We start from the raw sequence: 11,304 nt of genomic DNA, 5'->3' as shown, positions 1-11,304 counted from the left end.
GAAAGGCATCTCAGGATCGCTCCTGCGATGCCGGGCGGCAGGTGCGGGCAAATGAGCACAAAACAGGAACATTGTCAAGCCGGACCTGCTCTCCTCCCCTTGCGAGGAGGAGTTGGAGGTGGGGGTGGTACAGGATGGATCGCAGCGGTGCCTTCTGCACCACCCCCACCCCTGACCCCTTCCCGCAAGGGGGAGGGAAAAAGCGGAGCCTTCGCCATTCGCGAAGGCTCCGTCAACGAGTCCCGAATTGCGAAGGATTCCAAACCGGCAAAAAGCTGCCGCCTCGTTCGGGGGATCCTGCATGCATGGAGAGGCGGCCATCTGGGCGACCGGCGCCCTGCTCGTGCTGTGCATGGGCCTGTGGGCGACGGCGCTGGTGCCGGAGATCGTCACCGCGCTGCTGTTCTTCGCCCTCGCCATGCTGCTGCGGCTCGGCACGGCGGACACGGTGTTCTCAGGCTTCGCGGCCTCCGCCTTCTGGCTGGTGCTCGGCGGCATGATCGTCGGCCAGGCGATGACGCGCACGGGCCTCGGCGCCCGCCTCGGCCGCCAGCTCGCCGGCCATCTCGGCGGATCCTATCCGCGCTTCATCGGCGGCCTCGTCGGCTTCAGCGTGGCGCTGGCCTTCGTGATGCCCTCCAATCTCGGGCGCATCGCCCTGATGATCCCGGTGACGGTGGCGCTCTGCGACGCCTTCGGCCTCGGCGCGGGCCGGCCCGGGCGCGTCGGCGCGGTGCTGGCGGTGGGCGTGGCGACGCCGATCCTGTCGGCGGCGATCCTGCCCGCCAACGTGCCGAACCTCGTGATGGCCGGCGCCGCCGAGAGCCTGCTCGGCCTGCACCTCGCCTACCTGCCCTATCTCTGGCTGCACGGGCCGGTGCTCGCCCTGGTGAAGGGCGTCCTCCTCACCGCGCTCGTCGTGCGGATCTTCCCCGACCGGCTGGAACGGGGGGCGGCGCCGCCGGAGGCCCTGCCGCCACCGAGCCCGGCCGAGCGCCGGCTGATGGTGATCCTCGGCCTCACCCTGGCGCTCTGGGTCACCGACAGCCTGCACGGCATCGCCCCCGCCTGGGTCGGGCTCGCCGCCGGCGTGGTCTGCCTGATGCCGCGGGTGGGCGTGGTCGGCGCCGAGGCGTTCGGGCAGATCTCCCTGCGCACCGGCTTCTACATCGCGGCTTTGCTCGGCCTCGTGGCCCTCGTCACCGCGACCGGGCTCGGCGCCCGGCTCGGACAGGCGCTGCTGGCGCTCGCCCCCCTTGAGCCCGGCGCGAACGGCCTCAATTACGCGGTGCTCACCGGCATCTCGGTGGCGCTGACGCTCCTCGTCACCGCCAACGGGGCGCCGGCCCTCTACACGGCGCTGGCCGGAGAGCTGGCGCGGGCGAGCGGGCTCGATCCCATGAGCGTGGTGATGGTGCAGGTCGCGGGCTACAGCACCCTGTTCTTCCCCTACCAAGCGCCGCCGATCGTGTTCGCGCGGGAGCTCGGCGGCGTGTCGTTGCGCGACGCCACCCGCCTGACCCTCGCCTTCGGCATCGCATCATTCCTTGTTGCGACGCCGTTGAACTACCTGTGGTGGCGCGCCCTCGGGAGGCTGCCATGAGAGCCGCCGAGGGAGCGCCCGGGAGGGCGCATCTGGGGATGACGGTCCCGGTCACAAATGTGACAGAACCGCCGATCGCTCATGCCGCATTGCGGCTTGCCCCTCGGATCCCCAGCCCTACCAGTTTAGAGACGCACCAGTTCGCAACTGCGAGGCCCGACACGATGGCACCGACCGCCCGGCCGACCGTGGCCCAACCCCTCTCGCCGCATCTCCAGATCTACCGCTGGACCTGGACCATGGCGATGTCGGTGTTCCACCGCGTCACCGGCACCGCCCTCTACGGCGGCACGGCCCTCGTGGCGATCTGGCTGGTGGCGCTCGCCTCCGGCCCCGCCGCCTATGCCTGGGTGGGCTGGTTCTTCGGCTCGTGGATCGGGCGGATCGTGCTGTTCGGCTACACCTGGATCCTGATGCACCACATGCTGGGGGGCCTGCGCCACTTCGTGTGGGATTTCGGCGTCGGCCTCGACCGCTCGACCCGCATGAGCCTCTCGCGCGGCACGCTGATCGGCTCCGTGATCCTCACCCTCGTGATCTGGGCCGCCGCCCTGATCCTGCGCTGACGGAGGCGTAACATGGCCGACAACCGCCAGGACACGACCGTCTCGATCCGCACCCCGCGCGCCCGCGTGCGCGGCCTCGGCGCCTCCGGGCACGGGGCCGGCCATTGGTGGTTCCAGCGCGTCACCGCCGCCGCCAACGCGCCCCTGATGATCGCCTTCGTGATCATCGTGGCGATGATGGCGGGCCGGCCCTACCCCGAGGCGGTGGCGCTGATGGGCCACCCGCTCGTCGCCATCATCCTGATCCTCGCCGTCCTCTCCGTCACGCTCCACATGCGCATCGGCATGCAGGTGATCATCGAGGACTACGTGCACGACAAGGCGCTGCGCTTCGCGGCCCTGTTCGCCAACACCTTCTACGCGGTCATCGTCGCCGTGGCCTGCCTCTACGCGATCCTGCGCGTGGGCCTCGCCCGCCTCGTCTGACTTAGGAACCGAGGAGCCCCATCATGGCCGCCGGCACCAACGGGACGCGTCCCGCCTACACCATCAACGACCACACCTTCGACGTCGTCGTCGTGGGCGCCGGCGGCGCGGGGCTTCGCGCCACCGTCGGCTGCTCCCAGGCAGGCCTGCGCACGGCCTGCATCACCAAGGTCTTCCCGACCCGCTCGCACACGGTCGCCGCGCAGGGCGGCATCTCGGCCTCGCTCGGCAATATGGGCCCGGACGACTGGCGCTGGCACATGTACGACACCGTGAAGGGGTCGGACTGGCTCGGCGACCAGGACGCGATCGAGTACCTCGTCCGCAACGCGCCGGCCGCCGTCTACGAGCTGGAGCATTGGGGCGTGCCCTTCTCGCGCACGGCCGAGGGCAAGATCTACCAGCGGCCCTTCGGCGGCATGACCACCGATTACGGCAAGGGCACCGCCCAGCGCACCTGCGCCGCGGCCGACCGCACGGGGCACGCCATGCTCCACACCCTCTACGGGCAGGCGGTTCGGAACCAGACCAACTTCTTCATCGAGTACTTCGCCCTCGACCTGATCATGGACGAGGACGGGCGCTGCCGCGGCGTCATCGCCATGGACCAGGCCACCGGCGAGATCCACCGCTTCCGCGCCCAGATGGTCATCCTGGCCACCGGCGGCTACGGGCGCGCCTACTTCTCCGCCACCTCGGCCCATACCTGCACCGGCGACGGCGGCGGCATGGTGCTGCGCGCCGGCCTGCCGCTGCAGGACATGGAGTTCGTGCAGTTCCACCCGACCGGCATCTACGGCGCGGGCTGCCTGATCACCGAGGGCGCGCGCGGCGAGGGCGGCTACCTGACGAATTCCGAGGGCGAGCGCTTCATGGAGCGCTACGCGCCCTCCGCGAAGGATCTCGCCTCGCGCGACGTGGTCTCGCGCTCCATGACCATGGAGATCCGCGCCGGCCGGGGCGTGGGCAAGAACAAGGACCACATCTTCCTGCACCTCGACCATCTCGACCCGAAGATCCTCCACGAGCGCCTGCCGGGCATCTCGGAGAGCGCCAAGATCTTCGCGGGCGTCGACGTGACGAAGGAGCCGATCCCGGTCCTGCCGACCGTGCACTACAACATGGGCGGCATCCCCACGAACTATCACGGCGAGGTGCTGACCCTGAAGGACGGCAACCCCGACACCGTGGTGCCCGGCCTGATGGCGATCGGCGAGGCGGCCTGCGTCTCGGTGCACGGGGCCAACCGCCTCGGCTCGAACTCGCTGATCGACCTCGTGGTGTTCGGCCGCGCGGCCGGCCTGCGCTGCGCCGACATCGTCGAGGCCAACGGCCGCGTGCAGGACGCCCCGAAGGAGGCCACCGACAAGGCGCTCGAGCGCCTCGACCGCTTCCGCTACGCCGACGGCTCGACCTCCACCGCGGAGCTCCGCCTCGAGATGCAGAAGACCATGCAGAACAACTGCGCCGTCTTCCGCACCGGCGAGGTGCTGGAGGAGGGCAAGGGCCTGATCCACAAGGTCTGGAACGCGGCGGCCGACATCAAGATCACCGACCGCTCGCTGATCTGGAACACCGACCTCTTGGAGACCCTGGAGTTCGACAACCTGATCGGCCAGGCGGTGGTGACGATGGAATCGGCGGCCAACCGGCCGGAATCCCGCGGTGCCCATGCCCGCGAGGACTTCCCCGACCGCGACGACAAGGAGTGGATGAAGCACACCCTCTCCTGGCTCGACGAGGCCGCGCACCAGGTCATCATCGATTACCGACCGGTCCACACCTACACGATGTCGAACGAGATCCAGTACATCGAGCCGAAGGCGCGCGTGTACTGAGGCGCAAGGTCCGTTTCAAGCTCGGCCAACGGCGCGGAACCCGCGCCGGGCCTCCAGGGAGAGGCCGCTCTCGCGGCGCCCTGACCAGCGACAGGATCCCCTGACAGATGGCCCAATTCTCCCTCCCCAAGAACTCGCAGCTCCGCGAGGGCAAGTCCTGGCCGGCGCCGGCGGGGGCCAAGAACCTCCAGACCTTCCGGATCTACCGCTGGAACCCGGATGACGGCGCCAATCCGCGCATCGACACCTATCAGGTCGACCGCGACGATTGCGGGCCGATGGTGCTCGACGCGCTGCTGTGGATCAAGAACACGGTCGACTCGACGCTGGTCTTCCGCCGCTCCTGCCGCGAGGGCATCTGCGGCTCCTGCGCCATGAACATCGAGGGGCAGAACACGCTCGCCTGCACGATGGGCATCGACGAGTGCAAGAGCCCCGACAACGCGCTGCCGATCCTCACCCGCAAGGACAAGGACGGCGCGATCCGGATCTACCCGCTGCCGCACATGCCGGTGCTGAAGGATCTGGTGCCGGACCTGACCAACTTCTTTGCCCAGCACGCCGCGATCGAGCCCTGGCTGCAGACCGAGACCCCGGCCCCCGAGAAGGAATGGCGCCAGACGCCGGAGGACCGCGCCCGCCTCGACGGCCTCTACGAGTGCATCCTCTGTGCCTGCTGCACCACGAGCTGCCCAAGCTACTGGTGGAACGGCGACCGCTTCCTGGGGCCCGCCGCCCTGCTCCAGGCCTATCGCTGGCTGATCGACTCGCGCGACGAGAACACGGGCGAGCGGCTCGACGGGCTGCACGACCCGTTCCGGCTCTACCGCTGCCACACGATCATGAACTGCGCCAATACCTGCCCGAAGAACCTGAACCCGGCCAAGGCCATCGCCGAGATCAAGAAGATGATGGTCGAGCGGGAGGTCTGATCCCGCCCGGAGCGCTCTCCGCCGAAATGGCAGCCGGGGCGGGAGCGCCCCGGCCGGCCGCCGACCGGACCTTCGCTACTGGACTTGCGCGAAGAGCGGATCGAAGCGCTTCTGGGCGAGCTTGCCGTGCTGGACCGCCTTGGCGGCCTCCAGGTTGCTCGTGTCGTCGCCGACCACCACCAGGGCGACCATGCCCATCAGGTAGTGGGGCGAGCACTTGAAGCCGTAGATGCCCGGCTTGTCGAAGCTCAGCGTCTCCTCCTTGCCGACCACCGTCTTGACGACCGGCGCGCCCTCCGGGGCCATGCCCTTGATCGTCTCGATGTTGTGCCCCTTGTCGGTGGGCACGAGCTTGATCGTGTCGCCGGGCGCGAGCTTCACGAAGGCCGGATCGAAGACCATCGCGCCGCCCGGCCCGCTGTTGAGCGTCTTCACGACGATTTCCGCGGCGCGCGCATCCGCCACCGCCCCGACGGATGCGAGCAGGAGCGCGGCAACCAGCCCGGATGCGTGGTTTTTAACAAGTCCAATCATAGCACAAGACCTCCCCAGCCCGACCTGAAGACGGGCGAGGCGGTCTGACTGCGCGACAATGCTTTTGCAAGCGCGATGTTTTCGAGTTGTTCCAGATCGAATTCGTCGACTTGCTTCACGACGACGCCGGAACCCGTCCACAGCGGGCGGGCGGCCCCGGCCCGGGAGGTGCGGCCCACCCGCCACACCCGGTGGAAAAGGCGGAGGGCAGGGGGCTTTGCCGGCCAAAGCTCGGCCGCTCGCCTTGCGGGCATCGCATTTGGGGCGAAGTCAGGCGGGCGCGCCGCAGCCACCTCCGCGGCGCGGGTTTCGGGACCAGAGGTCGATGCCGCGCCTGTACCTGTCGACACCGTTCGCCCTCGCCCTCGCGCTCAGCCTCGGCGCCTGCTCCTCGAGCCGCGTCGAGGGGCCGCGCACCCGGGCGCCCGGCCCCCAGGCCTCCCTCGACGCGCCGATCCCGGCGATCCCCTCGGGTGCCGTGACCGCCTCGCCGCTGGCGCCGCCGCCCGGCGCCTCGGCCGCGCCGGACGGGCCGCCGCCCGCCCCCGGCACCCAGATCGCCAATGCCGCGCCCCCCGGCTCGAACGTCATCGCCGAGCCGGTGGCGCCCCCGCCGCCCCCGCCCCCCGTCACCGCAGGCGGCCGCTCCTCGGTGGTCGGCTCCTGGGACGCCCGGGACGCCACCGGGGCGAGCTGCAAGGTCACCCTGTCGAGCGCGCCCTCCCTCGACCTCTACAAGGCGAGCACGGCGGGCTGCGCCAACAAGGACCTCGCGAAGATCTCGGCCTGGGATTACCGCGACGGCGAGGTCTACCTCTATCAGGCCGGCGGCACCGTGGCGGCGCGGCTGCGCCAGGGCGGCGGCGCCCTCGACGGCGCGCTCACCAAATCCGGCGCCTCCCTCGCCCTGGTGCGCTGAGCCCGGTGCCGGCGCGCCCACTCGTCCGCTATCCCGATCCGCGCCTGCGCGCGCCCTGCGCGCCGGTGACGGCCTTCGACGCCGACCTGCGCGCCCTGGCGCAGGACCTCTCCGACACCCTCGACGCCGCGATGGCGGCGGGGCTGACGGCGGCGCATATCGGCGTGGCCCTGCGCCTCGTGGTGCTGCGGCCCGAGCCCGGCGGCCCCGCCACGCTCTACTGCAACCCGGAGATCGTCGAGGCCTCCCCCGAGCGCGCGGAAGCACGCGAGGGCAGCGTCTCGATGCCGGGCGTCTCGGAGATGGTGGAGCGGGCGGCGCGCGTTCGGGTGCGCTACCGCGACCTCGACGGCTCCGAGCGGGAGGAGGAGGCCGACGGCTTCCGCGGCGCCTGCCTGCAGCACGAGATCGACCAGCTCGACGGCATCTTCTGGATCGAGCGCCTGTCGCGTCTCCGCCGCGAGCGCACCCTCAAGCGCTACGCCAAGCAACGCTGAGATCCGGGATCCCAAAGGGGTCACCCCTTTGGTGGGGTGTCGGGGCGAAGCCCTGACCGGCCTTCCCAGGGCTCCGCCCTAGACCCGCCAAAGGCCTGAGGCCTTTGGAAACCCGGGATCAGACGGCGGCGAGGCCGCGTTGGACGGCGGGGCGGGCGAGCACCGCGTCGAGCCAGCGGCGCACGTTGGAGAAGGCCGAGAGGTCGATGCCCTGCTTGCCGTGGAACTTCGCCCAGGGCGCGATGGCGATGTCGGCGATGGAATACTCGCCCGCCACGAAGTCGCGCTCCGCCAAGCGTCCGTCGAGCACGCCGTAGAGGCGTCGCGCCTCGGCCTCGAACCGGTCGATGGCGTAGGGGATCTTCTCGGGCGCGTAGATCTTGAAATGGTGGGTCTGGCCGAGCATCGGCCCGAAGCCGCCGACCTGCCAGAACAGCCACTCGTCCACGGCCACGCGGGCGCGCGCGTCGCTCGGATAGAGGCAGCCCGTCTTGCGGCCGAGATATTGCAGGATCGCGCCGGACTCGAAGACGGTGATCGGCTGCCCGCCCGGGCCCTCGGGGTCGACGATGGCCGGAATCTTGTTGTTGGGCGACAGTTTCAGGAACTCGGGCGCCATCTGCTCGCCCTTGCCGATATTCACCGGCACCACGCGGTAGGGGAGCCCGCACTCCTCCAGCATGATCGGAATCTTCCAGCCGTTCGGCGTGCTCCAGGTGTGGACGTCGATGGGCTTAGCCGTAACGGCGGCCATGGCGGGGCTCCGGCTCGAATCCGCCCGCTCGCGCGGGCCGGTTCGTGAGGTTGTTGACGATGGCGGCGTCTGCAAGTCCGAAGCCGGTGCGCACCAGCACCCGTCATTACGGCTAAGCTAGCGCGGATGGGCCGCCGCTCTCAAGCGGCTCTCAGGTCACGCAGAGGTCACACATGCGCGGCTCACGTTCGCGCGACGGCGCATAGCACCCTGTTGGCGGGCTGTCGGCGGGCCTCGGCCCGCTCTTGCCGGCTCCCGCGCTTGGGGCTGAAATCAATCCTGTCGCGCCGCCCGAATCGGCGCGGGCTCGAACCACCGGATCGTCCGATGCTCCACCGCCTGATCGCCGGCACCGCGCTGGCCCTGCCGCTGCTCCTCGCCGCGCCCGCCTTCGCCAAGGACCCGCCGAAGGAGGCCCCGACCGCCAAGGCGGCGCCCGCCGAGAAGCCGGCCGAGAAGGCCGCCCCCGCCGAGAAAGCGCCGAGCCCCGGCCAGGCCGCCGCCCGCGAGCGCCAGAAGCAGTGCGGCGCCGAGTGGCGCGCCCTCACCGACGCGCAGAAGACCGCGCAGGGGCCGAAATGGCCGCAATACTGGAGCAAGTGCAACACCCGCCTGAAGAGCGGCGGCAAGGCCTGAGCAGCCGGGCCGCGGGGCGTCGCGCGCTCTCCTCCCCCTTGCGGGGAGGGGAAGCGCGCGCACCGCAACCGTTGGACACCTCGCGTGTTCTGGAACGGCGAGGCTTCCGGACTGTAGGGCGCGATGAACGAGCGGCAGGCGCTGCAGCGCGTGGTGGCTTTCGGGGCGGCTCTGCCCGTCGCCGCCGGCCTCTACGGGGTGCTGTTCGGCATCAACGGCCTCAGCCCCGGCGTCGAGAGCGTCTCGGCCGACAGCCATTTCCGCTACCTTTCGGGCCTGCTCACCGGCATCGGCGTGCTGTTCTGGACCTGCGTGCCGGGGATCGAGCACAAGACGCGGCTGTTCCGCTTCCTCACGCTGGTGGTCGTGCTCGGCGGCCTCGCCCGGCTGCTCGGCCTCTACCTCACCGGCATCCCTTCGCTGACCATGCTCGGGGCGCTCGTGGTGGAGCTGGCGATCACGCCGCTGCTCTGCCTCTGGCAGGCGCGGGTCGCCGCCCGGGCGGAGCCCGCCCCCGGTGCCTGAGCCGGCGCCCGCGGCCGCGAGCCCCGCGGGCACGCGGCCCGACCGGATCTCGGACCGGACCTTGGACCGGACCCTGGACCGGCTCGACGCCTGGGTGCCGAAACCCGCGGCGCTCGCCTTCGCCGTCCGGATCTGGGTCGCCATGATGGCGGCGCTCTACCTCGCCTTCTGGCTCCAGCTCGACAGCACCTCCTCGGCGGCGGTGGGCGTCGCGATCCTGGCCCAGCCGAAGCGGGGGCAGGCGATCTCGAAGGCGGTCTACCGCCTCCTCGGCACGATCCTCGGCGGCGCCGTGTCGCTGCTGTTCCTGGCGCTGTTCGGGCAGGACCGGGTGGAGATGCTCGTCGCCTTCACCCTGTGGCTCGGCCTCTGCGTGTTCGTGGCGCAGTACCTGCAGGATACCCGCGCCTACGGGGCCATGCTGTCGGGCTACACGGTGGCGATCATCGCCGTCGCCCATCTGGACACGCCCCAGAACGGCTTCGACGCCACGGTGGCGCGGCTCGCGGCGATCACGCTGGCGATCGTCGTCATCACCTTCATCAACGACGCGCTCGCCTCGCCGAGCACCTGGCGGTCTCTGCGCCCGCAGCTCGCCGCCGCCCATGCGGCGGTGCAGGACTTCTGCCGCGCGGCCTTCGCGGCGGGCGATCCGGGCGTCGAGTGGGCGGCCGCGCTGATCGCCCGGATCGCGCCGATGCGGGCCGATGCCAGCGCCATCGCGGGCGAGCTCGACGACGGCTCCTTCCGGGCCGCGGGGGCGCGCAGCGGCATCGCCGCCCTCTACGCGATGGTGGCGGCGAGCCGGGCGGTGGCGCGCGCCCGTGCCGAGCTGGCGCAGCCGAGCCCGGAGGCGGAGGAGGCGCTCGCGATCTGCCGCACGGCTGTGGGAGAGTGGGCGGGGGAGACTGGAGGCGGGCCGGACATGGCCGCCCTCGCAGCCCGCCTGCGCGACCTCGTGGACGCATCCCTGCGCGCGGGCGACCGCCCCCTCGACGAGATCGCCCTGCTCCAGCGCGCCCTCGACTTCGTCGTCGCCGCGACCTTCGCCGCGGACGGCCTGCACGCGCTCGCGACCGGGGACCGGCCCCTGCGGGACGTGGACCTGCCGACCCACCGCGATTTCCCCGTGGCCCTGCGCGCGGCCTTCCGGGTGGCGATCGCCTTCGCGATCACCGCCTCTCTCTTCGTCGCCAGCGGGCTGCCGCAGAGCTCCTTCGCCCTCGTCCAGGTCGCGGCCACCTGCTCCCTGTCCTCGGTGACGCCGGACCCGCGCAAATTCGCCCTCGGCGTGCTGATGGGCATGCCCCTCGCCGCCCTGATGGCGGGGCTCGTGCTGTTCGGGCTCCTCAACGGCAACCAGGGCTTTCCCCTGCTCGCGCTCGCCATGGCGCCGCCGATCCTCCTCGGCTGCCTGCTCGCGCTGAACCCGCCGACCTTCACGGTGGGCTTCATCAGCCTCGTCTTCTTCCCCGCGCTGCTCGCCCCCTCGAATCCGCAGGGCTACGATGCCGGGACCTTCTTCCTGAACGCCTTCCTCGTCGTGCTGGCGGCCCTCATCCTGTTCCTGACCGTGCGCCTCGTCCTGCCGGTGACGGCGGCGCAGCACCGGGCCTACGCCCTCGATTCCGCGCGGCGCGACCTCGCCGGGGCGCTGGCCGGGGAGGGGGGCGATGCCACCACGCGCACCAGCCTCAATGCCGACCGGCTGTACCAGTTCGCGGGCTACAGCTCGGGCAGCGGCGCGGTGCGCCGGATGGCGCTCGCCCACGCCTTCGCGCTGGCCCAGATCGAGGCGGCCGCCGCCCGCGCCCACGGGCAGATGCACCGCCTGCGCGCCGCGGATGCCCTGCGCGGGCCGATCGAGCGCGCCCGCGCGGCCTTGCGGGCCGGCCATCCCGGGCGCCTGGAGGCGGCGGCCCGCGACCTCGTGCAGGCGGCCTCGGCCGAGCCGCGCCCGTCCCGGCTGTGCACGGCGCGGGCCGCCGCCGACCTCGTGGCCGCCGCCCGCGTCATCGCCCGCCACCGGCGCTTCCTGCGCCGGCTCGGCGTCGCGCCGTTCTGAAGGATCGAT

12 protein-coding genes are annotated in these 11,304 nt (G+C 71.3%); 10 read left to right on the top strand and 2 right to left on the bottom strand.

Going from position 1 to position 11,304, the window contains the following annotated elements; genetic code table 11:
• The first annotated feature begins 301 nt into the window (after positions 1–301).
• The 5 genes from MTDSW087_RS23030 (at position 302) to MTDSW087_RS23010 (ending at position 5,365) form a co-directional block, all read left to right on the top strand.
• Positions 302–1,603 carry an SLC13 family permease gene (locus MTDSW087_RS23030; protein WP_144767205.1) on the top strand — a complete coding sequence of 434 codons (1,302 nt, stop codon included), beginning with the start codon at positions 302–304 and terminating at the stop codon, positions 1,601–1,603.
• Positions 1,604–1,767: 164 nt separating this feature from the next.
• Entirely contained in the window at positions 1,768–2,169 is a 402-nt protein-coding gene (gene sdhC / locus MTDSW087_RS23025; protein WP_144767204.1) for a succinate dehydrogenase, cytochrome b556 subunit, read from the top strand.
• A gap of 12 nt (positions 2,170–2,181) precedes the next feature.
• Positions 2,182–2,595 carry a succinate dehydrogenase, hydrophobic membrane anchor protein gene (sdhD, locus tag MTDSW087_RS23020; RefSeq protein ID WP_144767203.1) on the top strand — a complete coding sequence of 138 codons (414 nt, stop codon included), beginning with the start codon at positions 2,182–2,184 and terminating at the stop codon, positions 2,593–2,595.
• A gap of 20 nt (positions 2,596–2,615) precedes the next feature.
• The gene (gene sdhA, locus MTDSW087_RS23015) at positions 2,616–4,433 is read left to right on the top strand and encodes a succinate dehydrogenase flavoprotein subunit (protein WP_144767202.1); all 1,818 of its coding nucleotides are present in this window, start codon (positions 2,616–2,618) and stop codon (positions 4,431–4,433) included.
• A gap of 107 nt (positions 4,434–4,540) precedes the next feature.
• Positions 4,541–5,365, top strand: coding sequence for a succinate dehydrogenase iron-sulfur subunit (locus MTDSW087_RS23010; RefSeq protein ID WP_144767201.1), 825 nt, complete (start codon positions 4,541–4,543; stop codon positions 5,363–5,365).
• Positions 5,366–5,440: 75 nt separating this feature from the next.
• Here MTDSW087_RS23010 and MTDSW087_RS23005 read toward each other — a convergent pair whose 3' ends face one another.
• Positions 5,441–5,899, bottom strand: a complete 459-nt coding sequence (locus MTDSW087_RS23005; protein ID WP_144767200.1) for a pseudoazurin — start codon at positions 5,897–5,899, stop codon at positions 5,441–5,443.
• Between the two features lie 325 nt (positions 5,900–6,224).
• Here MTDSW087_RS23005 and MTDSW087_RS23000 point away from each other — a divergent pair, with 325 nt between their 5' ends.
• Together MTDSW087_RS23000 and MTDSW087_RS22995 are read left to right on the top strand one after the other, a co-directional pair.
• Positions 6,225–6,818: an AprI/Inh family metalloprotease inhibitor gene (locus tag MTDSW087_RS23000; protein WP_144767199.1), complete on the top strand. Its 594-nt coding sequence runs from the start codon at positions 6,225–6,227 to the stop codon at positions 6,816–6,818.
• A 5-nt stretch (positions 6,819–6,823) separates the two neighbouring features.
• Entirely contained in the window at positions 6,824–7,315 is a 492-nt protein-coding gene (locus tag MTDSW087_RS22995; protein ID WP_144767198.1) for a peptide deformylase, read from the top strand.
• A 118-nt stretch (positions 7,316–7,433) separates the two neighbouring features.
• Here MTDSW087_RS22995 and MTDSW087_RS22990 read toward each other — a convergent pair whose 3' ends face one another.
• Positions 7,434–8,069, bottom strand: coding sequence for a glutathione S-transferase N-terminal domain-containing protein (locus MTDSW087_RS22990; RefSeq protein WP_144767197.1), 636 nt, complete (start codon positions 8,067–8,069; stop codon positions 7,434–7,436).
• A 327-nt stretch (positions 8,070–8,396) separates the two neighbouring features.
• Between MTDSW087_RS22990 and MTDSW087_RS22985 the strand changes: the two genes are divergently transcribed.
• From MTDSW087_RS22985 to MTDSW087_RS22975, 3 genes are all read left to right on the top strand, one after another.
• Complete coding sequence (locus MTDSW087_RS22985; protein WP_144767196.1) at positions 8,397–8,705, top strand: hypothetical protein; 309 nt, start codon at positions 8,397–8,399, stop codon at positions 8,703–8,705.
• A gap of 123 nt (positions 8,706–8,828) precedes the next feature.
• Positions 8,829–9,230 (top strand): DUF4345 domain-containing protein, encoded by a 402-nt coding sequence (locus MTDSW087_RS22980; protein WP_144767195.1) that lies wholly within the window; start codon positions 8,829–8,831, stop codon positions 9,228–9,230.
• A 46-nt stretch (positions 9,231–9,276) separates the two neighbouring features.
• Positions 9,277–11,295 carry an FUSC family protein gene (locus MTDSW087_RS22975; RefSeq protein ID WP_280525286.1) on the top strand — a complete coding sequence of 673 codons (2,019 nt, stop codon included), beginning with the start codon at positions 9,277–9,279 and terminating at the stop codon, positions 11,293–11,295.
• Positions 11,296–11,304: the final 9 nt, after the last annotated feature.

Source organism: Methylobacterium dankookense (assembly GCF_902141855.1).
GTDB lineage: Bacteria > Pseudomonadota > Alphaproteobacteria > Rhizobiales > Beijerinckiaceae > Methylobacterium > Methylobacterium dankookense.
Note: the sequence above shows the minus strand (reverse complement) of the source record. Positions and strands in the feature narration are given on the sequence as shown.

What these genes read in the sequence shown, in the direction of transcription:
- MTDSW087_RS22980 (WP_144767195.1), top strand. Translation starts at nt 8,829, where the DNA reads ATGAACGAGCGGCAGGCGCTGCAGCGCGTGGTGGCTTTCGGGGCGGCT.
- MTDSW087_RS23010 (WP_144767201.1), top strand. Translation starts at nt 4,541, where the DNA reads ATGGCCCAATTCTCCCTCCCCAAGAACTCGCAGCTCCGCGAGGGCAAG.
- MTDSW087_RS23005 (WP_144767200.1), bottom strand. Translation starts at nt 5,899, where the DNA reads ATGATTGGACTTGTTAAAAACCACGCATCCGGGCTGGTTGCCGCGCTC.
- sdhD (WP_144767203.1), top strand. Translation starts at nt 2,182, where the DNA reads ATGGCCGACAACCGCCAGGACACGACCGTCTCGATCCGCACCCCGCGC.
- MTDSW087_RS23030 (WP_144767205.1), top strand. Translation starts at nt 302, where the DNA reads ATGCATGGAGAGGCGGCCATCTGGGCGACCGGCGCCCTGCTCGTGCTG.
- MTDSW087_RS22990 (WP_144767197.1), bottom strand. Translation starts at nt 8,069, where the DNA reads ATGGCCGCCGTTACGGCTAAGCCCATCGACGTCCACACCTGGAGCACG.
- sdhC (WP_144767204.1), top strand. Translation starts at nt 1,768, where the DNA reads ATGGCACCGACCGCCCGGCCGACCGTGGCCCAACCCCTCTCGCCGCAT.
- MTDSW087_RS23000 (WP_144767199.1), top strand. Translation starts at nt 6,225, where the DNA reads ATGCCGCGCCTGTACCTGTCGACACCGTTCGCCCTCGCCCTCGCGCTC.
- MTDSW087_RS22985 (WP_144767196.1), top strand. Translation starts at nt 8,397, where the DNA reads ATGCTCCACCGCCTGATCGCCGGCACCGCGCTGGCCCTGCCGCTGCTC.